Genomic DNA, 23,825 nt, shown 5'->3' on the forward strand with positions numbered 1-23,825 from the left:
GGTAGAGCCACACTGCGTGTGGCTCATCGTAGAATATGGTTATTAACGAACAAGGCATTCAAAATTAATCGCCCGATAAATAGGTCAAATGAATGGTTAGACCCCAGAAGCCGCAGGCACTGCGGCTCTACGAAGCACAAAATCCCCGCAGAGGTAGGGATTTTGTGCTTATATGCAAACCATATATTATTTCTTTCTTGGCAGTTTCTCGTCGCGCATGGCAGCGTTGTACACAAACGATGCCACAATGGTTGCTGCCTGTTTCAGGTCTTCCGGTTGCAGGTGGTCGTAAGTATCCATGTTGGTATGGTGCGTACGGGTGCTGTATTCAATTTCATCCTGAATGAACTGAAAGCCCGGAATACCCACACCTGTAAAGGCCAGGTGGTCGGTACCGCCAGTGTTGCGGATGGTAACGGTTTTGGCGCCTAAATCATGAAACGGCTCTAACCATTTGCTAAATATAGGGCGGCAGGCATCATTACCCTGCAAATAAATACCTCTTATTTTTCCGGTACCGTTATCAACGTTGAAGTACGCCGCCACGTTATCGCCTTCGGCATTACTTTTCTTGGTATTGGGGTCTGTCAGGTGATTTTTCACGTAGTTTCTTGAACCGTGCAAACCTTGCTCTTCAGCACTCCAAAGGGCAATGCGGATGGTTCTGCGAGGTTGTACCCCCAATGTTTTTAGGATACGAACCGCTTCTAACATTACGGCCGAACCGGCAGCGTTATCGGTAGCACCGGTTGCACTGTGCCATGAGTCAAGGTGGGCACCCAGCATTACCACCTCTTCTTTCAGCTTAGGGTCTGTTCCCGGAATTTCAGCCAGCACGTTATATCCCTGTAAATCCTGCGTGTAGAATTTGGTTTTTACGTCAATTTCCAATTGAACCGGGATACCCGCTTTGGCCAGACGGCACAAAGAAAGATAATCTTCAGCCGATAGCATAATATCCAGCAGGTTTTCAGGGTCTGTTGCCTTGTACGGCCCACCACCCTGTACAAACAAAGTACCGTCTTTACCACGGGTGCTCATGCTCAACAATGCCAATGCGCCTTCTTTTTTGGCCATCTCTTTGGTTTTGGTTGAAAGCAAAGTGCTTCTGCGCATGGCTGCCATCATTGAACGGAAGGCCGTATCAGGCTGAGAACGGTTGGCCGAAGCCGGGGCGTCATTAGCCATTTTCTCCAGTTCTTCGTCTGTGTAACGGGTAGCATCAGCCTTGAACGAAGGCGTGATTCTATCGCTTTTATATAACAAAATAATTTTATCTTTCAACTTGCCTTTGTAGTTTTCAAGGCCAAGGGTATCGGTTTCTTCAATCAGTAATATCTCAGCCGTTTTTAATTTACCTTTTGTTCCGGCTGTCCAGGTTTTGGGGTAGGCCAATAACGGGCGGTAGTACGGGGCTGTCATGGCCAGATAACTTTTTTGCAGTTCCCAGCCTTTACCAAACTCGCCCCATGGCTCTAGTCTGGCCTGGTTAAGGCCCCATTCGTCAAGTTTTCTTTTTGAATAATTGGCTGCACGCGTAAAACCCGGAGAACCCTGCAGCCTTGGGCCGCTTACGTCAGTAAGGTTAAAGGCGATGTCCATTACCTTCGAGTTTTTCAGGCCTTCCTGACGGATTTTTTTAACCATTTCCAGGTCAACTTTTTCTTCCTGAGCCGTAAGTGCCAACGAAATAAAGAAGAAGGCAATAACAGGTAGTAATTTTTTCATGAGGAGATGTTTAGTTTGTTTTTGTTTTTATTAAAATAGCTTTGGAGGAACTAAAGGTAAAAATTCAAGGTCGTGATTCCAAAATATTGCGATTAATATGCAGTTTGAGGCGATTAAACGGGCTGAAAGGGTGATGATGAAGTGATTGTGAAATTTCTGTAATCAATGCAATTTCAGCATTTCCCTCACGCCATCACCGCCAGCATTTCCAGTATTTTTTCTCCTGTTTCCTGATTTCCTTCCAATTGAATGTAGTGACGGGCTTCTTGTTTAGATATGCCTTTGGTCAATAATCGCCATGCTATGGTGCCATCAATTGTAACAATTGCCAGCGGGTTAATGCCTGGCTCTTCTGCCAGTATCCAGGTGTTATGATAATAATAAAGATTCCATTCTCCCCCACCCTCGCCGGTTACCACAAACCGGATGCTGTCTCCCTCATTGGCTGTTACTTGGCGGTAATGGTGGGGCAAGGCACGCATAGAGGTGGCAAGATGCGGCCAGTAAAATTCAGGTGTATAAAGCTCAGCTTCCTGCCCCACAGCCAGCCTGATTTGCTGCTGGTGGTGCCATTTCTCGGTGTACTCACGGGCTACATGAAACCAGTTTTCTGATTCCGCCTCGCCTGCCCATGCCACCGGATATATGGCTTTATCAAATGGGTTCAGGGTACTGATGTAGTTGCAATATTGTTTGCCGGTAATAGCCAGCAGTTCAATCAATACCTTCGGGCTGACTCTTTGAAAAGCCCTCACCCAGTCGGCGTTGAGTTGGTTCAGGTAGCTGATTAAATCCTGATAAGATTGAATATCTGTTGGCGGGTCGCCCGTATGCCCATCGCGTGCCGCAGAAAGCGTTCTGATATTGGTATCGAGCAAATGCGCCGCTATGTCTTTTACTTTCCAGAGCGGGGCAATGGTTTGTTTATGCCAATCGGCTTGCGAAAGAGATTTTAATACCTCAATCAGTTTTTCATCTAATTTATAGAAAAGGTCTGTTATAATTATCGGTCTGAGAGGTGTCATTTCAGAGGTGGTTTTGTTGGGTATAATTTAACCCCATCCCGACCTTCCCCAACAATGGGGAAGGAGCTAAAAGTCTCTCTCCATTGATTGGGAGATTTAGTAGGTGATGTATAATGTAAATCCATTCCGTAGGGGTTCAAAATTTTGAACCCCTACGGAATGGTATAAAAATTGATTCTATCAACGTTTAAAATCGAGATCCTGAAAATCGAAGCTAAAATCGGTGAGGGGCGATATGGCCAACATCTTAAACCCTGAACCCTTGCCGTCTTTGTCTAGCTCAAAGGTTACATAGGCGTCTGCATCCAGGCTGCGGTCTACCCATTTTACAATAAAAGTATTACCCTTGTAAGGAAACATCTCGCCATTGAGCAGGTACGAGCGCTTCGATGTAAACCATAGTTTGCCGTTTTTCATTCCTATTTCGGCATCTCCAAACCACTGGTCGTGGTAAGTGCCTGTGAAAAGGCTATTATCCATTCTGGTGGCGTTCTTTTGTTGGGCTTCAATGTCTTTCCAGATATCGTCGGTTATCTTTTTGGCGTTTGCCAGGCCTTGTAAAACGCGGTCGTGGTTTTCTTTTACGCGGTCTATGCCTTTTACACCCAGATAACTGTCTTTAATGGTATTGGTAACAGAAACAAAAGCTGCTCCCTGCTGCTGGTTGGTAAATACAATAATACCCAGTTTCAGTTCTGGTATCAGTGTTACCTGCGTTACTATACCTGCCAGCCCGCCCGTGTGCGACGCCTGCTTGTAGCCTTTTACATCTACCAGACCCCAGCCCAGGCCGTAGCTCGAAAAATGCGTATTATATGAGTTAGTACCTCTTACCGGAATTATGGTTTGGGGTGTCCACATTTCATCATGCACTGCCTCGCTGAACAACTGCTTGCCATTGCCATACTTCCCGTTGTCCATCTGCATAATTATCCATTTGCTCATGTCGGTAATGTTGCTGTAAAGCCCCCCGGCCGAATTGGCTACGTCGCTCCAGTCGCGGCGAATCACCTTAACCGTGCCGTCAACCGGTGCATGCGGGTCTATCACGTTCGATTTATCTTTCAGCCTGCGGAACGAAGCCGCCGTTTGTGTCATTCCCAGGGGTTGCAGAATCCGTTTTTCAATGAAATCTTCCCACTCCATACCAGAGGCACGCTTAACCACTTCTCCGGCTACTATATACAGCAGGTTGTCGTAGTCATATTTGGTACGGAAGCTCGACACCGGTTTCAGATAGCGGAGATTATGGATGATATCCTGTCTGGTAAAATTATTAGAATCAGGCCAGAACATCAGGTCACCGGCACCCAGGCCTAGCCCGCTACGGTGTGTCAGCAGGTCTTTTATGGTAAATTCTTCCGTTACAAAAGGGTTATACATCTTAAACTCGGGTATGAAATCGCGCACCTTATCGTCCCATTTCAGTTTCTTTTCGTCAACCAGCATGCCCAAAGCTGCAGCCGTGAAAGCCTTGCTGTTAGAAGCAATGCCGAAAAGCGTATTTTCGTCAACCTTCTTTCCGGTATTCAACGAACGCACACCATAGCCTTTGGCATGAATCACCTTGCCATCTTTTACTACGGCCACGGCAATGCCGGGTACATCAAAAGTTTTCAGGGTGCGCTCAACCAGATTGTCGATTTCGACAGAAGTAATGGCTTGTGCCATGCTGTGGCTGAAAGAACCGAGCAAAATACAAACAAGCAGGAAGAAAGGTAAAATCTTCTTCATAACGGGCATTGGTTTAAGATTGGAGATTGATGAGAAGCCAGACAAAGGCTCTTCGACAAAGATGGCCGAAAACGCACTAATTAGCAAGCAAAAGCATGATTTGTAAAAACAACCGCCATGGCTGTTACCGTTTATTGTAAAAATATGTCATTTAACAATTATTAACTATGCTGGCTAAAGCCGGTGCCCTACTTTTGTTTGGTTAATGGCAGCATTAACCATTTATGAAAAAGCTATATTATAAAAGGGAGTCCTGTTTTGTGTGGTTAATTAAAAAATCACATAGAACAGGATTCTTTGTTTTGCCCCTCATACAGGTTTCTTACAATACCCAATGGCCTTTGAATCAGCTATTAAGCCCAAAGCTGATTGCCTGTATAGCCTATGCACCATTAATGACATTGCTCATAAAAGGCATTAAAAACAAAATAATTTGACCTACTTTGCGTGTTATAATTTATATTTGCAGCAAAATGTAAGATACTTGAGAAAAGCAATTGCCATATTACTCCTGTTTTCGGTAATGGTTCGCCCTTTTACTCAGGCTTATTATTTGATTGATTATCAGCTTCGTCAGGATTTCATCGCCAGAACTTTATGTATCAACAAGGCGAAACCCCAGCTTAATTGTAACGGAAAGTGTTATCTGGCCAAGCGCCTTCAGGCCGCTGAAGAGCGCGATACCAAAGCCCAACATCATATTCTTGATAAATATGAGCTGCCTGGGCTGATATGCCACGACCTGCCGGTGGCGTATTTCCAACCTCCGTTTACCGAAAAACTAACTGCTGCTTACAACTACGCCAACTTGTATGCAGGCAGGTTTGCCATTTCTGTTTTTCATCCCCCTTGCCAGGCTTAAGCTGCCTTAGCTTGTCTTTTACCAGCACTTGTCATAATGCCTGATGCAATGCCTCATTGCCGGTGCAAAACCTGCTGCTAACCAAAAGACCCAATTTAATCTATACCCTTTATTGGCCAACTGGCATTTGCTAGTTATTGTATTATTACAGCGGCCGGTAGTGGGGTAATTAATTACCAAACCAATCATATTTTGTGTTGAAACATCTGAAGCAAATAGGAACACTGCTGCTTTGTGGCCTGCTGTTTATGCGGGTTATGGTGGCGCCTGTTATCTTTTTGCAGTATGAGTTCAACAAAGAATATATTATCAAAAATTATTGTATTAATAAAAACCGCCCGGAAATGCATTGCGACGGCAAGTGTTATCTGGCAAAAAAACTGAAGGCTGCTGAACAAAATGAAGATAATCAGTCGAAAATTCAGGTTTTCAAACTGATGATTGAGGTTTATCAGCAGGCCTGCGCCAGCTTTTCTCCGCTTACTACCATCACACCATCACACACACTTGCTTGTTTTGTTTACAGTAATGTTTACCATTACGATTTTGTTTTTTCAATGCTGAAGCCTCCTAGGGAAATTGTTTAGTGAATTAGTGATTGAACGCATGAGTGATTATTTGTTTGAACAGCTTTTTAGTAGAATTACCGCCACCTCATTTTAAGGTAGCTCGCGTACATTCCTGCTGATAATCTGGTCTATTCATTAATCATTTGATCACTAATTCACACAATTACCTAATACAAACCTTATTCATTGAAAAAGAATCCGTAATGAAACTACGTATAACATTATTTTTCCTGTTTTTAGTTATTCAGCATACCAGGGCGCAACGCCTTATTAAAGGCAAGGTTTATGATGCCCAAACCAAAGAGGCCATAACCGGTGCCAGCATTAAAGCCAAAGGGCAAACCAACGGCACGATTACCGATAATCAGGGAGGTTTCAGCCTGAAAGCCGATACCGACGAGATACAGATTTCGATGATAGGTTACAGGCCTTTAACCCTGCCCGTAGGCACTAATCAAAATATAACAGCCGCCCTTGAAACAGCCGTTGAAGACTTGCAAACCGTAGTAGTAACAGGAAACCGGGAGGCAAGCCTGCGCACAGAAACACCCATTGCGATATCTAAACTTACACCGAAGCAAATTGAAGAGGCCAAGCCCATTGCCATTTATGAGGTAATTAACAAAATGCCGGGCGTAATGATGGTGAACCTCAACAACGAGCAACACATGATGGCCATACGCCAGCCCATGACCACCAACGGCTATTATCTGTATATGGAAGACGGCCTGCCCATACGCCCGATGGGGGTGTTTAACCACAACGCCCTGCTGGAAATGAACCAGTTTACCGTTAGTTCAATAGAGGTGGTAAAAGGCCCGGTTTCATCTATTTACGGGCCAGAGGCTGTGGGTGGTGTGGTAAACTTTATTACACAGCGGCCTACGGCCGTACCTACCGCCCGCATTGGTATACAGGCCGACCAATGGGGCTTTAAAAGAATACAATATGGCGCAGGGGCAACGATTGGCAAGTTTGGCATTTATCTGGGTGGCCTGGTAGCCGACCAGAAGGATTCGTGGATGGCCAGTTCAAACTATACCAAAAACGCGCAGTATGCCCGTCTGGAGTATCACTTCAACCCGAAAACACGCCTGATTTATACTTTATCGTACAGCGATTACAACTCGCAAACCAGCGGTAGTGTAGACAGCGTGGCGTTTTTCAGCCGGAAATACGTAAGTACTACCGACTTTACCTACAGGAAATCATACTCGGTGCGTACGAGGCTTACGCTTGAAAAAGACTGGGCAGCAGGCGGGCAATCTTTTGTTACCGTATTTGCCCGCGACAATAAACTGGGGCAGAACCCAAGCTATGGTATCAGGTGGACGAGCGGCGCAAGCACAGCACGTGGAGAAATCAATTCAAGCAATTTCAGAAGCATGGGCGTGGTGGCGCAACATACGCAGCCGTTCAGATTCCTGAACTCAAAGGCCATTATTGGCGCCAGCATGGACTACTCGCCTACCGACTACTGGTCGTACCAAATTGATTTGAATGCCCAGTTACGTGCCGATAAGAAATCGGTAGAAAAATATACCATTGCCAAAGAAAGACCAGATATTAAAATTGCAGATTACGATGCCAACATCCGCAATTCGGCGGTGTATCTGCAATATGATTTTGAGCCACTAAAAAACCTGCGGGTTTCAGCAGGCCTTAGGTACGACAACCTTTCTTTTGATTACGTAAACAATCTGGATGTGGACGCCAGCGGTAACGGCATTGGCGGAGCCAAAACCTATACTAAAACCACACCGAAAATAGGTATAACCTATGACCTCGGCAAAGGTAAAGGGCTGTATGCCAATTACTCAAAAGGTTTTGCGCCGTCTGGTCTTACGGCCATTTTCCGCAAAAGACCAACCCCTGCCCCTAACGGAGATTTGTTTTATTATAACCTGATTCCGGCTACTTTTAATAATGCCGAAATTGGCGGCTGGGCCTCATTATTTAAAAACAAGGTATATGTAGATGCCTCATTCTACCAGATGCTGGGCTTCAATGAACTGCTGAACATTCGCCAGCCGGATAACTCGACCGACTATCAGGCAGCCGGAAAAACCCTGCATAAAGGTATTGAGCTGGGCATCACCTATAAGCCTGCAGCGCAATTGTTTATACGTGGTGGAGGCACTTATGCCATACACCGGTTTGAAGAGTTTATACTAAGCCAGCGGGCATCTGACGCCATTAAAGACGTAAATGGTAAAGATATGCCGTCTGCACCACGCTGGTTATGGAATGCCGAGGTAAGTTATTACCCCAAATGGCTGAAAGGACTACGCAGCGCCATTGAATGGCAGCATGTAGGCCAATGGTATCAGAACCAGATTAACACGTTGAGTTATGGCGGATATGACCTGCTGAATTTCAGAGTTGGGTATCAATGGAAAGGCATTGAGGTATTTACCAATATCATGAACCTGACCAACGCTCTTTATGCCACCAATGCCAGCAGAGGCAATGCTTTAACCGACCGCACTACTTTTACCGCCGCCGCCCCCCGAACATTTGTAATGGGTGTGCAGTATGGCTTTACCGGGAAACGGAAAGAAAACAAATAGTCTAACGAATGGTTTTGGGTAACCTGCCTTTGGAGGGTCGGCTTATGGTCGGCCTTCCGTTTCCCACTTCATTTATTCAAAAAATTAAACTCTATGAAAAACGTACTCATTTATCTGGCAATCATTGGTTTGTTTTCTTTCCGGAAGGCAAACGACGAAAATCAGATTTCAAGCCCTGCCAATGCAGGGGCCATACCTTCGTTTACTACTACAGCCAAAGGCGATATTGTTTTAAGCTGGGTAGAAAAAGATGCCCAAAAGAAAGTGTCGTTTTATTACAGCCTTTTTGATGGCACAGGCTTTGGCAAACCCCGCCGGGTACCCATTGTAGATTCAGCGGCTACACATGCGGAAGGCATGCCGAGGCTGAGTATCAAAAAAGATGGGAGCATGATTGTAAGTTTTGAGCTGAAGAAAGACAACCCCACATCCAGATTCGGATCTGATTTGCTCTATGTTTATTCAGCAGATGGTGTTAACTGGTCGGCGCCGATGTATGTGCAGGCCGACAGAGACCCTAAAAAAAGCCATTCGTTCAGCAGGCCGGTACGATTGGCTGATGGCGAAATAGGCATTATATGGCTTGATGAGAAACTGACCGCCAAAGGCCGAAGTGTAAAATTTGCCAGAACCACACCCGGCAAAGGCTTTGGTGAAGAGAAAATTATAGATAATCAGGCTTGCGAATGCTGCCGCATTGAGGCCATAACCGACAAACAGGGAGGTTTGCACATTTTTTACCGCGATATGTATGAAGACGGCTCACGCGATATGAGCTATATACACTCTGCCGATAACGGGTTTACGTTCAGCAAGCCGAGAAACGTTTATCCGGACAAATGGCAGATAGACGCCTGCCCGCATTCTGGGCCGTCGGCCACTGAAACCACCAAAGGTGTGTGGCTTACGTGGTTTACAGGCAAAGAGAAAGCAGCTGGTGTAAAAGTCTGCGACATTGCCACCGGCAAAATTATAAACGCCGAGCTGACCGATGGCGTAAAGCAACCGCAGCTAACCACCACCACAGCTGGCCTGCCAGTGCTGGCCTTTGCCAAGGGCAGAAACCAGGGCGAAGCGTTTTTTCATTCTATTGCCTTGCGTAAGCTGGGGGCAAAAGTAAGTACCACTTACATTACCGAGCCCCTGGCCGACTGCAGCTACCCTGCCCTGATAGCAAACGGCAACAGCGTATTGGTGGCTTTTGAAAAACGTATCGACGGCCAGCCACAGGTTATTGCATGGAAGAAAATTCAATTTTAAAAATCAATCAGATGAAAAAAATAGTATTCTTTTTACTTTGTGCGGCCAGCATGGCACATGCACAAAAGAAAGGCTCATTCAGTTTACATTTCGACAATTTTGTTGGCGCAGAGCCATTGGCTTTAAAAACTACCCGCTATACTAATGCCGCCGGAAACGAGTTTTCTGTTTCGCTTTTTCAGTATTATATCAGTAATATAAGCCTCATCAAAAAAGACGGCTCTATTTATACCTTACCGCAAGACCAGTCGTATTTTCTGATTCGTGAAAATAATGAAGCCACAAAAACCATTACGCTTACAGATATTCCGAAAGGGAAATACAAGGGCATCAGCTTTACAATTGGCATAGACAGCGCCAGAAGCGCATCAGACATCAGCCAGCGCAAAGGTTGCCTTGACGTGGCCGGCGAAGCACGAGATATGTACTGGGCCTGGAACTCAGGCTACATTTTTGTAAAAATGGAGGGAACCTCTCCACAATCTACCGGAAAGAATAATATTTTTATGTACCATATCGGTTTGTTTGGCGGCATAGGAGATAAAAAAACGCTAAACAACATTAAGCAAACCACACTGAGCTTTGGTGGCGAAGAGCTGCGCATAAAAGGAGGCGCCACCCCTTTGGCAATATTCATAAAAGCCGATGCACTTAAACTGATGAACGGCCCGAACAATGTTGATATGGCCAAAAACGCAACGGTTATGGGTGGGCCGTACTCGGCCACTATTGCCAATAACTACCAAACGATGTTTTCTTTTGGTGGCCTGAAACCCGTGCCGGTTGCAGTGGTAGATCAATCAGTAACCACAGGGACGAAATAAGACATGAAACCTGGAATCAGAATCGGGTTGCTTTTTGTGGCTATTATGGCGGTATTTCTGTCTTTCAGGGGTGCGCAAGACCCCGGCTTGTTTTCGGTTCCGTCTAATTTTCCGGAGCCGCGCTACCGCTTTGCCGATAATCCGCTCACAACCGCGGGTGTTGAGCTGGGCAAAACGCTGTTTTATGATGCCGTGTTATCAAGCGACAACACCGTCAGCTGCGGCAGTTGCCATCAGCAGCCTGCGGGGTTTACCCAGCATGGGCATGAATTTAGCCACGGCGTAGACGACCAACTCACCAAGCGTAATTCAATGCCGCTCTTTAACCTGGCCTGGGCCGATAGTTTCGGATGGGATGGCGGCGTGCATGACCTGGACCTCTTTGCGGTTTCGCCCATTACTAATCCGGTAGAAATGAATGAGTCCATCGGTAACGTATTGCTTAAACTTCGCCAAAACCCGCAGTACCCGGCTCTGTTCAGAAAGGCTTTCGGGAGCGAAGAAATCAGCACTGACAGGTTTCTGAAGGCGTTGTCGCAATTTATGCTTACCATGGTTTCTGCCAATTCAAGGTATGACCGTTACATGCGCAGCGAAGGCGAAGAACTGACACCCGTTGAACTGGAAGGAATGGCACTCTTTAAACAGAAATGCGCCGGATGCCATTCTGGCGAACTTTTTACAGATTACAGATTCAGAAACAACGGCTTACCTGATCTGAAACAAGACGACCAGGGACGATTTGAAGTAAACCAGAATGAGAACGACAAATTCAAGTTCAAGGTGCCTTCACTCCGGAATCTTTCTTTTACATCGCCCTATATGCATGACGGCCGGTTCAGAACACTGGAAGAAGTGTTGAATCACTATGCGGGAAGCGTACAAAAAACATCATACCTGGCCCCCCAACTGTTACAGGATGGTTTACCGGGTATAACGCTGGGGTTAGCAGAACAGCAAAAAATAATTGCTTTTCTGAAAACGCTGGACGACCCCGACTTTATTGCCAGCCAACGGTTTTCTGAAAGCAGTTTGGCAACGGCTTTGGTTAAAAAGGATATTCATACCGAGGTGGCTGATTTTAAATTGCAATCGGCTGCAGACAAAAGAGCTTTTGCAGAGTTAGTTGCCATTTACTGGCAGGTAAAGGCGGCTATCAAAAACAAGCAGACTAGGCAGGCCGCTCTAGCAGCAGGCAACCTGGCAACGCGTGTAAATGCGCTAGTTTTGTCTCAAAATCAGGAGCCAAAAGAGGCTTTTTTAAAGAAATATAAAGCGAAAATCAGTTTTGATTGCGAGCATATTATTGAAGGCGAATACTCAACAGAACACCAGACCGACCACTTTTATGAATTGTCTAAAAGTATGTTTGTTTTGCTGGCCTCTTTTAAGGCAGGCCATAACAAACTTTATTATTTTACCTGCGCGGGGTCTGACCAAAACTGGCTTGGAAACCAGGCAGGCGAAAGAATGGGTAATTGTGAGTCGATAAAAACAGAAAAACTATGAAAACTCTTATTGTAGTAACCATGCTGCTTGCTGGGCAAGCGGCGGCTTTACAGCAAACACCAACAGCACAACAAGCACAGCCTGAGCAGGCACAAAAAGACCCCGTTTGCGGCATGAAGGTAAAGAAAGACGCCAAGTTCAGGTCGGTTCATAAAGAAAAAGAACATTTGTTTTGCAGTAAATCGTGCAAAGAAAAGTTTGATAGCAACCCCGAAAAATATGTAAAGAAATGAATCGCCAGGTATTTTTATCGGCACTGGTTATTTCTTTATCAACCCGTGGAAATACCGATAACCTGAAAAAATGCAGTTTCAACACCAGCCGTGTGTGCCAGAAGTGTAAATACGGGCTTGGCCGTAATATCTATTTCGAAAAAGGTGTGAAAGCCGTAGACATAAACCCTGAGCAAAAAACAATTACCATTACGTTTGATACACGCAAAACCACAGCCGAAAAGCTAAAAAAGTACATTGTATCTTTAGGCTTTGATGCAGACGACCAAAAGGCCGACATCAATAACCGCGAATTGCTGCTGGCGTGTTGTTTTGCAGATATAACGATATGCAAATAAGGGGCATATAAATATCTGGCCGTTTATCAAAAAACAGCGCTTTTTTTTGGTAGATGACCTCTACGGAATTAAATTTGTTTTAAATAAACAAAGCCCGGCCTTTTGGTTGGGCTGTTGTCAACAATCTAAGTCCGGATAATGCTAATGAAAAAGTTGTTTCTGTTAATTTTTCTGGTGGTGGCAGGGTCGCTGGGTGCGCATGGTCAGAAAAAGAAATTCATCATAGCTGAGAAAATCAACTATGACGAAAAGACCGAAAAGGAGAAAAAAGAAACCGATAAAGAACTGAAAGACGACATGACCACATTTCTGGGTTTTGGTTTCAGAGTATCGGTAACCAATGTGGAAGAAAAACTAAAAGACCCGGCCAATCAGGATAAAAAGAAAATGGGTTTCAGGTTTCAGATAGGGCTTCAGATGCCCAAATTCATCAAAACCGACCCGCCTCAGAAACTCTTTAAAGCCGGTATGGATGTGGGAATTGTGAAATAAGGGTTTTATCGTGTAGGTTAACACAAGAAATGAGAGCCGAGGCACTGCCCCGGCTCTACCTATTTTAGAAGACAGGTAAAATTTCTCTCTCTTATTTTGTTTTCAATTTTTGCTCAAGCACTTTCATGTAATAGCCGGCCACTACACTTCTGGCCTGAAAACCCACCATTTTTCCGTTGGTGGTTTCGTGCCAGTCGCTCAAAGGTACTCTGCTTGGCGTTTGGGTGGCATATTTAAACATAGGCGTTATTAATGCCTCAAAATCCTGCTTGTTGCCGGCAAGAACGGATGTCCAGACTACCCAGTCAGATTTTGTATAGGTTTTGCGGCTGTCGAGCGGTAAACCGTAGGCGTTCTGCTTTGTCAGGTAATAGGCCACTTCTTTGGTATAAACATCTTTCGGAAACAGGTTCATCTTCAACAGTTTATCCCATACCAGATTATATTTCTGGCTCCAGGTGCCTTTGTCGTTAAAGGTAAGGGCGTAGTGGTCGCCGTCTTCTGCCATCTGCATCCATTTCTGTACCATTTCCCGGGTTAAAGCCCGGTATTTCTGGGCTGTCTGCTTTTCGCCCAGTTGCTCTGCCAGTTGTGCGTATCCGCCCAAAGCCACAATGGCCTTAACAGACAAGTTGGCGTTGCGTGCCAGATGCCCTGCGAAATCGTCGGTGCAGAGTTGCAAAGCGGGGTCAAGACCTTCTTTGCTCAGGTAGTCGGCCCAAATTGACAGGGTTTTCCAGTGCTTTTTGGCATATAAGGCGTTGCCTTCCACACGGGCAATGGCGGCCGTCAGTATTATCATATTACCGCACTCTTCCACAGGCATATCTTCTCCGTAGGTTTGTCCGTTAGCCAGCGGGTATGTGCCGAGGTCGTGGGCTGCAAAAGGTTTGGCCCACTTGCCGCTTTCGCTGTAATAAAAAATGCCGTTCAGCATACCTTTCAGCAAATCGGGGTTATAGGCCAGAAACAAAGGCGCCGACGGGTAGGTAACATCAACTGTATTAATAGACCCGTTACTGAAATTTTCTTTCGATAAGAAAAGAATATCGCCTGTCGGGCTTTTTACCAGCTTATGAGCCGCAATACTCTGCCGATAAGCCAGTTCGCACAGGCGGGCGTATTGTTCGCCACCTGCTTTCAGGGCATCGTTATAAATCTTGTTGTTTAATGCTTTACATTTACCTATAACTGCCGAATAGCTGCTCCATGCCTGTTGCAATTGGCCTTCAATGGTTGCACCTTTGGTTAATCGCCACCAGGGAGAAAGGTTGGTTTGAAAATATTGGATTGACTGGATGTCGTCATAACCAATCATAAAAACCTGCTCTTTGCCAGTACTGCCTACTTTACCTACGTTTAATACTGTGTTGAGCATCAGGTTTTTGCCGCCCAGGTTATTGTTAGGCGCAGCACTGAAAACATTGCCCATATCGGTGTTTTTGGTGATAGACTGCACCACATTGCCCGTTCTAGGAACAGCAACATACAGGTATCCCCAGTCGATGCGTACATCGTCGCCTTTCAGTTTCAGAATCTGCTGGCTGGTGGTACCGGCTTTCAGAATGGCCAGACCATTGGCACTGTATTGCTGGGCCTGCACTGCCTGTGCCGGAGTATTAACGGCGATATCGGTTGATGCCCCCAGATACAGGCGCACGTCGTGCAGCAGGTTATCGGTAGCTTTTACACTGGCCGAAATGTAAGAAACCGGACGCGCCAGCAGATTTAAATCGTTTATCAATAACGGAGAAGTAAAAGTAAGTGTAAGATTTACCTTACCGCAGCTAAATTCATAAATGGTTTGTGTGGCATTTACGGTTACCTTTTTTTGTTCGGCAGTAAAAACTTTTGGGTCTGGCGTTTCTACTATTTTTTCAACAATGCCGGCATCCAGCATAGAGCCGCCTCTGTTGTTGGTTACATGCACAGCCAGCAGGTTTTTGCCCACTTGCAGCTTGCTTTTAACGGCTTCGCTCAGCGGAATATAAATGTATTTGTGTGTCCAGCCTTTAACGCTGTAAACTGCCTCGCCGTTGATGAACACCTCTACATCGTCATCATGGTTCAGTTTCAGGTAAAGAGCATCAGAGTTACGGTCTTTCAGGGTAAATGTACGCCTTGCCCAGATATCGCGGGTTTTCCATTCGGTTTTACAAATGCCCGGATTATCGCCAAACGGAGCCAGTCCTTTCTTCCAATCGGTATCGTTAAAAGACGCGTTCATCCAGTTGGCACCAGGGTCTTTTTCTGTATACAGGGCTTCATAATTCTGCTCGTCTCCGGCAGGTACAAGGGTTTCGTAAGCGTCTCCTTTTTTACCCAGAAAACGGTATTGGTTGCCATCTACCTCTATTATACCCAGCAAAGAGTGGTTGGCGCCCGTCCAGTGTCTGGTGGTAGAAGCCGTGAGGTCGTCGGTGTTTGACCAGATACTAAAGTTGGGGTCATGTGTGATAAGCGGAAAAGCCGGGGCTTTGGTGCTTTGCGCCTGTATAAACTGCCAATTGTAAAACAGCAACAGGCTTAGAAGTAATGTTCTCATGCTAAGATTTTAAATATCAGGTGAATAGGAATAGAAAAAGCCTATAGTATTAAACAACGCAAAGTTATTGGAGGTAGAGCCGGAATGCAATCCGGCTCATCTGCAAATCTGTTTTTACGGCCATGCAATAACCGGTTTAACGACTGATTATAATTTTACCGATAAACCAATGCCCGGAGCCTGAATTACATTATTCAATGTAATCTAAGTCTCTGTTAAAAGTTTCATCTATGTTCCAGAGTGCAAAGAGCGCAATGGCCGATGTGCTAACGCCTATAATGAGTGCGGCTGTCATAATGCCCATGTCGGGTTTCAGCCATTTAAAAACTGCCAGTAGCGGAATGGTGGCTCCGCGCACAAAATTAGGCACAGTGGTGGCCACGGTGGCACGCAGGTTGGTACCAAAAAGCTCGGCAGCAATGGTGATGAAGAGTGTCCAGTAACCATTGCAGAAACCCAGAAACGCACAGGTAATGTAAAACACTGAGGCACTGCTGGCAGGTATAAGTAAATAAACCAGCACAAAGGCCAGCGACATAAGAATAAAAAGCAATATCACTTTTTTGCGGCTTTGCATAAACTGGCTCAGGAAACCACTTACAATGTCTCCGAATACCTGCCCTGTAAAGGTAAGCATTACGGCTTTGCCTGCATTGACAGGCTCGGTGATTCCGGCTGCTTTGGCAAATTCTGGCGAAAAAGTAATGAGAATACCCACCACAAACCAGATTGGCAAGCCTACCAGAATAGACATCAGGTATTTTACAAATCGGGTGCGGTTATTGAACAGCATGAGCAGGTTACCCCGTTTGATGTGCTTGTTTTTGGCTTCGGTGAATATCTTCGACTCAAAAATATTGATACGCAATAAAAGTAAAAGCAGGCCCATGCCGCCCCCTACATAATAAGATATGCGCCACTCAAAAAGCTCGGCTACAAAATAGGCACCTATGGCGCCCACCAGCCCCAGCGTTGCCACAATGGTGGTACCATAGCCCCGTATTTTTTTAGGCAGAATTTCGGTTACCAGTGTTACCCCGGCGCCCAGCTCTCCGGCCAGCCCTACACCGGCAATAAACCGGCAGGCAGCGTATTGGGGCACTGTAGTTACCAGCCCGTTGGCAATATTAGCCAGTGAATAAATGATGATAGACCCAAACAACACCGACAAGCGGCCGCGTTTGTCGCCCATTACTCCCCAAACTATACCACCAATGAGCATTCCGGCCATCTGATAGTTAAGCAGCGAGGCGCCGTGTTCAAACAATTGGTCGCCCTCAAAGCCCAGTTCTTTCAGGCTGGGTACACGCACCACATTGAACAGGAAGAGGTCGTACATATCAACCAGATAGCCCAGCGCAGCCACCAGTACAGGTAATTGCAGCAATTGCCTCAGTGTATTTTGGTTGTCAGTATCTGAATGTGTCATGAAACAGTTTTTAAGGGTTGAATCAGGTTTGTGCAATCTCAGCAAACCCCAATATTCTGAAGTTCGAGATAGAGGGATTTTAAGTATTAAATATATCATCCCTACGGGATATCAGAGCTTTGGAAAAGCTGAGCACTCTACTGATACATCGTCCCTCCGGGACTTCAATATCAGCACATAGACTGCGCCAGAGATTTTAAATCCCGTAAGGATAATATATCAGTAGCAGTATAATCCAAAACCTGTGAAAAGTCCCATCCGGACGATATATTAAATCATAATTCATTATTTATTAAACCTTGGCCGGTACGGTAAATGGCGCGCGGTATTTACGGGTAAGCATAGCGTTGGCCTCTTTGTCACCCGGGAAAGTTTCTGTTTTAGGGTCAAACTTCAGGGTTCTACCCAGGCGATAGGCAATATTGCCCAGATGCGCAATGCTGGCCGAAAGGTGGCCGGTTTCAATAGGGCCGTTCAACAATGCTTTGTTTTTGGCTCTTACGGCATCTACAAAGTTTTTGTAGTGGTCGCCGCCTGCGTTGCGGGCAGGGCCGGGCTCACGGTTACGGCCCAGATAGGTTTTGTAATCGTTATAACCGTTGATAACCATATAGCCTTTGTCACCATAGAAAATATTGCCTACCTCAACGCCGTCTTCTTTGTTGGTCATCCAGGGGCGTACTTCAAATTCTATGATTTTACCTTCTTTGGGGTACTGATAGGTTGAAGTAAGCACTTCGGGGGTTTCTTTGCAGTCGTTCCAGAGGTATTTACCACCTGCCGAGGTTATTACTTCGGGCAAGCCGACATCCAGCCCCCACATGGCCAGGTCGGTTTCATGCACGCCCTGATTCCCGATGTCGCCATTACCAAAGTCCCAGAACCAGTGCCAGTTATAATGCACATAGTTTTTGCTGAAATCACGTGCCTGAGCCGGGCCCTGCCATAAGTCCCAGTCGAGACCTTCCGGCACCGGCGATTTACCCAGATTACCGATATCAGGTCTCCATTTGTAGACAGTTCCGCGTGCCATGTACACTTTGCCAATCAGCCCGTCTCTGAGGTGCTGAATGGCCTCCTGAATAGCTGCCGAGCTACGCAGCTGCACCCCATGCTGCACAATGCGGTTGTATTTTTTGGCTGCCTCTACCAATTGCCGACCTTCAAACAGGTTGTGGCAGGCGGGTTTTTCTACATAAACATCTTTACCAGCCTGGCAGGCCCATATAGCCGCCAGCGCATGCCAGTGGTTAGGGGTGGCAATGCTTACGGCATCAATAGATTTGTCTTCATACACCCGGCGTAAGTCTTGCTCGATGTGTACTTTCTTAGCATATTTTTTTTCAAAATCTGCCGCCCGTTCATTCAGCACCACTTTGTCGACATCGCAAAGGGTGGCTACTTCAACGTTATCTAGCTTTGAGAAGCCCGAAATGTGGTCTTTCCCACGGCCATTTACGCCTATTACTGCCACCCGCAGCCTGTCGTTGGCTCCGAAAGCAGTAGACGGAATAAGAGTAGGAATAGACATAACAGCCAAAGAGCCGGGAACGGCCGTTTTAAGCATGTCTCGTCTGGTAAATTTCTTCATTGTTTTTTTTATAGTTAAAAGGTTGAAAGACGTTAAAAAATTAGTGAATGGTGAATTAGTGAATGGTGAATTAGTGAATGAGTGATTTAGTGAATGAGTGAATTAGCGGCCGCCGTTGCGGTGATTTAGAGAATGAGTGAATTAGTGATTTAGTGATTTAGTGAATGTATGATTGATGGAGTGAGCGATTTAGTGGTTATTTGGGTTAAAACCCTCCCAAATTTGATAATCAGCAATCCTAAATGGTTAATCACTCATTCAGCGAAACGCCGCCCGCTAATTCCCCGCAACGCCGCCCGCTAAATCACTAATTCGCTCAATCACTCAATCACTCATTCCCCGCAACGCCGCCCGCTCATTCAGCGAAACGTCGCCCGCTAAATCACTAATTCACTCAATCACTCAATCACTCATTCACTCATTCCCCGCAACGCCGCACGCTAATTCACTAATTCGCTCAATCACTCAATCACTCATTCCCCGCAACGCCGCCCGCTCATTCAGCGGAACGCCGCCCGCTAATTCACTAACTCACTCATTCTCTAATTCAGCGGAACGCTGACCAATAATTCATCATTCACTAATTCACTAAATCACTCATTCACTAATTGACTAAAGCCTCCCCAAAGTCAGGCCGCCGTCTACCATCAGTACCTGGCCTGTTGAGTAGGGAAAATCTCCTTTGGCGAGGGCGGCAACGGCTTTGCCGATGTCGTCGGGGAAGCCCCAGCGTTTTTGTACGCAAAGGCCGTTTTCTATCAGTTCATCATATTTGGCGGTAACTCCGGCCGTCATGTCTGTTTTGATAATGCCCGGCCTTAGCTCATAAACAGGTATGTTATATTCGCCCAATCTGACGGCAAATAATTGCGTTGCCATGCTCAGCCCGGCTTTTGATACACAGTATTCGCCTCTGTTGACAGAAGCAATAGTGGCCGAAATTGACGACACATTGATGATACAACTGCTGAAACCTTCGGTACTGGTTTTTTGCGCTATCATCCAGTTGGCAACTGCCTGCGTAAGAAAATAGGTACCTTTCAGGTTGGTTGATAGCACGTAGTCGAAACTTTCTTCAGTGGCCTGTAAAATATCGTTTCGCTCTTTGGGCGCTACTCCGGCGTTGTTGACCAGCACATGCAGGCAGCCGAAATGCTCTTTTATATGGGCCAGCATCAATTGCCTGTCCTGAGCAGAGGCAATGTCTCCGCGGCAGTAAATAACCTCTGCCCCCAGCCCGGTTAATTCATCAAGCACCTCCTGCACGGCTGCTTCCGGCCGCATACCATTAATGGCCAGATTAAAACCAGCCTTTGCCAGATGCACGGCAATACCCAAACCTATACCCCGGCTTCCGCCTGTTATGAATGCTACCTTTTTCACTTTTCTCCTTTTAATTGTTTCAGTTGGTTGGCAATGTCCATGCTTTTATAGTAAGGGTCAAGCGGGAAACAACCCGAAATAAGCCCGTTACGTGGTGCGGTGGTGCAATCGGAGAACGTGCGGCAAATCAGCTTGCGTTGCAGCGGCTGGTTGCTCAGGATGTCGGCAGGCATGGTTGGATACGACAACACCATACGACCCAGCCCTACAAAGTCGGCCATGTTGTGGCGCAACACATATTGCCCGAAATTAGGCAGCCAGTCTTGCAGGTAAGAATACCCCGACCCCACAATCACCATATCCGGAAAGGCCTCTTTCAGCTCTTGCGTAACGGCCAGATGCCGGGCTACCCCCAATAATGGCTCTTCTGGCGGCTGATACCCATCAGAAGGCGGAAAAATAGCCGGCCTGGTAAGATGCGGGTTATAATAAGGGCTACCGGCAGTAATACATATTAACTGAATACCCAGCGACTGCGCCAATGCCAGAAAAGCCTTGGGTTCGTCGAGGTCAATGGTGGTTCCATTGCCAGCACCGCCAAAAGCATATCCGTAGTTTTCAGCTGACAGGTAATCCGGTTCGCCCTGTCCATCCTCTCCTTTTTTGAACGGCACGAAATCAAAAGCGCTGAGGCGGATACCCATTTCAAGGCCGGGGGCCTCGCGTTTAATGCCCTCTACAATATTGCGGAGGAAACGCGTGCGGTTTTCGAAACTGCCGCCGTATTTGCCTTCCCGGTTAAAAGAACTCAGAAACTCATGCCCCAGATACCCGTGGCAGTGTTTTAAATCAACAAAATGATAGCCCGCCTTTTGTGCCATTACGGCCGCTTTTACGAAATCGGCTACCAGTGCATCAATATCTTCGTCGGTCATTAACGGGTAATCTTCTCCGATGCCGAATTTTTTATCAAGTAATGGATGATGATATAATATTTTAGACTCAAATTTTTTATGGCTATGAGGTTTGCAGAAACGGCCGGAATGTGTAAGCTGCAGCCCTACCATCAGATCATCGGTATTGCCAAATTTTTCGGCGTGCTTGTTCATTACCAGATTAAACAAGTCAACAAAATCCTGAAAGTTGGCTTCGTTTATACATAGCTGGTTGGGGTTTGCCCTGCCTTCATGCCTTACGGCTACGGCTTCGCAGCCCCACAAAAGTTTGGCGCCGCTTATGGCAAAGTTCTCCCAGCGGCGTTTGGTAAATTCGGTGGGGCGGCCGTCTTCGGTGCCGTCCCAGCCTTCCATGGGTAAGATGCAGAATCGGTTGCCGATATACCTGCCCGACTGCAAAGAAATTCCCTGAGCAAAGGGCGATTCGGCTGCATCAACCAGTTCATCATCAAAATCGAGGTCGACCTGGTTGTCAGCCAGATACTTACGTAAATCGGCGGTGGTTTTTAACTGGGCAACTCTTGAATATTTCGGTTTACTTTTGGTACTCATGTTCGGGTGGTCAGGTTTAGCTGTTCAGACAGTTATAAAAAGTGTAGTAAGTGCCATTATCAATCAGCTTCTGCACATACAAAGCCACTTCTCTGATATGATAATCGCCCCACATACTTGATTCGCCGCAGGCAATTTTGCTTCCTTCCGGCACGTAGTCCCAGCCATTAGGTTGGTGATAAATTGAATGCAACAAAATACCCTGATGCGCGTGGCTGGTGCTCAGGTAGGGTTCTTCCAGCAAACGGTTCAGTACTGTCAGTCCTGTCTGCCAGTATTTTTCCCCGGCGTCGGTTTCTCCTTTGTTGCTCAGGTACTTACCCAAACGCAATAAACCCTGTGCCGCAATGGCCGCCGCCGAGCTGTCGACAGGCTCGTAATCATTAAACGGATTGGCGGGCTGGTCAAGGTAATTGCCCAGTTTGTGCAGGTTAGGTGCGCCGGTATCCCAGTAAGGTATGCCGTCTACCGGGGTATGTTCTATGTAAAAATCGCAGGTAGCGCGGGCGGCTCTCAGCATATAATTTTCTATTACGTGGCGCCCACCGAAAGGGTCCAGCTCGGCATCGTGCAAGGTACTGATAAACTCAAGCTCTTCGGCAAAGCCGCAGATAGCCCAGGCGAGTCCGCGGGTCCAGGTCGTGAAACCTGTATAGCCCTGTTGAGAATTAGGACAGCGGAAATTACCGTCGGTAGTATTAAAAATGCTTTCGTGTGCGGTGCGCCCCCAGATATCGTAGGTGTCGCGGCCTTCGCCGTAGAACACCGAGTAATCGGCGGTGGCTTTTATATGAGATAAGGCCCTGCCCAGTAAACTTATTTTTATATCGTTTTCTGCCTGAAAAACATGCCCCAGTTTGTAGCTGAGCATGAGCGCACGGCACGAGCGGATGGTATCTACAAACAAAGAATGTGGCCCGTTGAACGAGTGAATAAAACCTCCGTTTTTAATGGGTGTCCAGCGGCTGGCCTGCACGGCGCCTGATATTTTGAGTGCCAGTTCGTAAAAGTTTTTCTCCCAGGGGTTGTGTTCAATTTTGCCTTCCTGCATCAGCCGCAACAGGTTGCCGTAGGTACTTACGTTGTTGAAGCCGTGGTCGTGCACGCCTATATGGCTGATGTGCGGCGCCATTAAATCAATGGTTTTCTGGCGGCCCATTTCCAGAAAACGGGTGTCGCCCGTTGCATCAAACTGTAAAATGGCCGAACCGAACTGAAAGCCCTGTGTCCACTCTGTCCAGCCACGGGTAGTGTATTTACCAGCGGCAGTAAAAACAGGCGAACCCTTTGAAACATCATAATTATACTCAATAGAAGAGATTTTTTCGCCTGAGAGCTCCCAGAACTTTTTTAGTTTATTGCTTAAATCAGTTGGTTGAAGATGGTAATCAATGCGAATCATTAGCGGTGGGTTTTATTTTTTTTCAGATTTTTTAAATAGGCTATGGTTTGTGGTACCTGTGTGGCAATGTTTGCGCTTTCGTCTTCTATATAATAATGTTCTACACCGGCTTTGCGGGCGGCAGTTAACACGGCCGGAATGTCTATCTGGCCTGTGCCCAGCGCCACATCGTTTTCAGGAGAAGTACCGCCCGACAGATTACCCGCCACGCCTTTTTTCAGGTCTTTGAGGTGCATCAGTTTAAAACGGTTGCCGTATTTGTTAAGCAATGCGGCCGGATCCTGACCGGGGAAGAATGTCCAGAGGATATCCATTTCAAAACTTACGTATTTTGGGTCAGTGTTTTGCACGATGTAGTCGAACAAGGTTCCGTTTTCATGCGGTTGAAATTCGTAGCCATGATTATGGTAGCAGAAGCTTAGCCCGTACTTATCTTTCAGAATTTTGCCGAAACGGTTGAAATCCTCTACCGTTTTTTGGGCAGTTGCCAAGGTAAAAGGCGCCTGATGTGGTATCCAGGCTACGCGTACAAAACTGGCGCCGAGGGTTTGTGCATTTTTGGCTACTTCGTCAATATTATTGGTCAGGTCGGGGTAGCCTACACCGAATGACGAGCATTTCATACCGCGGGCATCTAACAAGTTGCGTAGTTCCTGCGCTGTTTTACCAAACAGGCTCGAAAACTCCATATCGGTTATGCCCAGAGCCTTGATGGTGTCCAGCGTTGCGGCCACATCTTTACCCAGACTTTTGCGATAAGTATAAGATACCATGCCCGGTTTGTCAGGAAAAAGCGCTTTGCCTTTCTGCGCCATTAGCGGGGCAATGCCTGCCAGTAATAATACTAAAGGGTAGAATAGTTTCTTCATTTTTGGTTTTGGGG

19 protein-coding genes are annotated in these 23,825 nt (G+C 46.4%); 9 read left to right on the plus strand and 10 right to left on the minus strand.

Annotation, left to right across the window (positions count from 1 at the left end; genetic code table 11):
* Positions 1 to 186 precede the first annotated feature (186 nt).
* The 3 genes from NZ848_RS13095 to NZ848_RS13105 form a co-directional block, all read right to left on the minus strand.
* The gene (locus tag NZ848_RS13095) at positions 187 to 1,728 is read right to left on the minus strand and encodes a M28 family metallopeptidase (RefSeq protein WP_259015827.1); all 1,542 of its coding nucleotides are present in this window, start codon (positions 1,726 to 1,728) and stop codon (positions 187 to 189) included.
* Between the two features lie 185 nt (positions 1,729 to 1,913).
* Positions 1,914 to 2,753, minus strand: a complete 840-nt coding sequence (locus NZ848_RS13100; protein ID WP_259015828.1) for a maleylpyruvate isomerase N-terminal domain-containing protein — start codon at positions 2,751 to 2,753, stop codon at positions 1,914 to 1,916.
* Between the two features lie 180 nt (positions 2,754 to 2,933).
* Positions 2,934 to 4,487, minus strand: a complete 1,554-nt coding sequence (locus NZ848_RS13105; RefSeq protein WP_259015829.1) for a serine hydrolase — start codon at positions 4,485 to 4,487, stop codon at positions 2,934 to 2,936.
* A gap of 484 nt (positions 4,488 to 4,971) precedes the next feature.
* Here NZ848_RS13105 and NZ848_RS13110 point away from each other — a divergent pair, with 484 nt between their 5' ends.
* From NZ848_RS13110 to NZ848_RS13150, 9 genes are all read left to right on the plus strand, one after another.
* On the plus strand, positions 4,972 to 5,349 hold the full coding sequence (locus tag NZ848_RS13110) for a hypothetical protein (protein WP_259015830.1): 378 nt from the start codon (positions 4,972 to 4,974) through the stop codon (positions 5,347 to 5,349).
* A gap of 194 nt (positions 5,350 to 5,543) precedes the next feature.
* Positions 5,544 to 5,936, plus strand: coding sequence for a hypothetical protein (locus tag NZ848_RS13115; RefSeq protein ID WP_259015831.1), 393 nt, complete (start codon positions 5,544 to 5,546; stop codon positions 5,934 to 5,936).
* A 185-nt stretch (positions 5,937 to 6,121) separates the two neighbouring features.
* The gene (locus NZ848_RS13120; RefSeq protein WP_259015832.1) at positions 6,122 to 8,488 is read left to right on the plus strand and encodes a TonB-dependent receptor; all 2,367 of its coding nucleotides are present in this window, start codon (positions 6,122 to 6,124) and stop codon (positions 8,486 to 8,488) included.
* 93 nt (positions 8,489 to 8,581) lie between these two features.
* Complete coding sequence (locus tag NZ848_RS13125) at positions 8,582 to 9,748, plus strand: exo-alpha-sialidase (RefSeq protein WP_259015833.1); 1,167 nt, start codon at positions 8,582 to 8,584, stop codon at positions 9,746 to 9,748.
* A gap of 11 nt (positions 9,749 to 9,759) precedes the next feature.
* A complete protein-coding gene (locus NZ848_RS13130; RefSeq protein WP_259015835.1) occupies positions 9,760 to 10,572 on the plus strand; it encodes an MbnP family protein in 813 nt (270 codons plus the stop codon).
* Positions 10,573 to 10,575: 3 nt separating this feature from the next.
* Positions 10,576 to 12,081, plus strand: coding sequence for a cytochrome c peroxidase (locus NZ848_RS13135; RefSeq protein WP_259015836.1), 1,506 nt, complete (start codon positions 10,576 to 10,578; stop codon positions 12,079 to 12,081).
* Positions 12,078 to 12,314, plus strand: a complete 237-nt coding sequence (locus NZ848_RS13140) for a YHS domain-containing protein (protein WP_253522682.1) — start codon at positions 12,078 to 12,080, stop codon at positions 12,312 to 12,314. Before NZ848_RS13135 ends, NZ848_RS13140 begins: the two co-directional genes overlap by 4 nt.
* Complete coding sequence (locus tag NZ848_RS13145; protein ID WP_259015837.1) at positions 12,311 to 12,652, plus strand: heavy-metal-associated domain-containing protein; 342 nt, start codon at positions 12,311 to 12,313, stop codon at positions 12,650 to 12,652. Before NZ848_RS13140 ends, NZ848_RS13145 begins: the two co-directional genes overlap by 4 nt.
* Before the next feature lie 144 nt (positions 12,653 to 12,796).
* Positions 12,797 to 13,144 carry a hypothetical protein gene (locus NZ848_RS13150; protein WP_259015838.1) on the plus strand — a complete coding sequence of 116 codons (348 nt, stop codon included), beginning with the start codon at positions 12,797 to 12,799 and terminating at the stop codon, positions 13,142 to 13,144.
* A 91-nt stretch (positions 13,145 to 13,235) separates the two neighbouring features.
* Here the strand turns inward: NZ848_RS13150 and NZ848_RS13155 are convergent, their stop codons facing one another.
* The 7 genes from NZ848_RS13155 to NZ848_RS13185 all read right to left on the minus strand — a co-directional run bounded on the left by NZ848_RS13155 (position 13,236) and on the right by NZ848_RS13185 (position 23,811).
* Positions 13,236 to 15,689: a glutaminase family protein gene (locus tag NZ848_RS13155; protein WP_259015839.1), complete on the minus strand. Its 2,454-nt coding sequence runs from the start codon at positions 15,687 to 15,689 to the stop codon at positions 13,236 to 13,238.
* 190 nt (positions 15,690 to 15,879) lie between these two features.
* Positions 15,880 to 17,118 carry an MFS transporter gene (locus NZ848_RS13160; protein WP_259015840.1) on the minus strand — a complete coding sequence of 413 codons (1,239 nt, stop codon included), beginning with the start codon at positions 17,116 to 17,118 and terminating at the stop codon, positions 15,880 to 15,882.
* A 292-nt stretch (positions 17,119 to 17,410) separates the two neighbouring features.
* Positions 17,411 to 18,709 carry a Gfo/Idh/MocA family protein gene (locus tag NZ848_RS13165; protein WP_259015841.1) on the minus strand — a complete coding sequence of 433 codons (1,299 nt, stop codon included), beginning with the start codon at positions 18,707 to 18,709 and terminating at the stop codon, positions 17,411 to 17,413.
* Positions 18,710 to 19,321: 612 nt separating this feature from the next.
* Positions 19,322 to 20,092 carry a 3-ketoacyl-ACP reductase gene (locus tag NZ848_RS13170; protein WP_259015842.1) on the minus strand — a complete coding sequence of 257 codons (771 nt, stop codon included), beginning with the start codon at positions 20,090 to 20,092 and terminating at the stop codon, positions 19,322 to 19,324.
* Complete coding sequence (locus NZ848_RS13175; protein WP_259015843.1) at positions 20,089 to 21,540, minus strand: oxidoreductase; 1,452 nt, start codon at positions 21,538 to 21,540, stop codon at positions 20,089 to 20,091. Before NZ848_RS13175 ends, NZ848_RS13170 begins: the two co-directional genes overlap by 4 nt.
* A 16-nt stretch (positions 21,541 to 21,556) precedes the next feature.
* Positions 21,557 to 22,942 carry a glycosyl hydrolase gene (locus tag NZ848_RS13180; RefSeq protein ID WP_259015844.1) on the minus strand — a complete coding sequence of 462 codons (1,386 nt, stop codon included), beginning with the start codon at positions 22,940 to 22,942 and terminating at the stop codon, positions 21,557 to 21,559.
* Entirely contained in the window at positions 22,942 to 23,811 is an 870-nt protein-coding gene (locus tag NZ848_RS13185) for a sugar phosphate isomerase/epimerase family protein (protein ID WP_259015845.1), read from the minus strand. Before NZ848_RS13185 ends, NZ848_RS13180 begins: the two co-directional genes overlap by 1 nt.
* Positions 23,812 to 23,825 lie beyond the last annotated feature (14 nt).

The organism is Emticicia fluvialis (assembly GCF_024793945.1).
In the GTDB taxonomy this organism is placed as follows: domain Bacteria; phylum Bacteroidota; class Bacteroidia; order Cytophagales; family Spirosomataceae; genus Emticicia; species Emticicia fluvialis.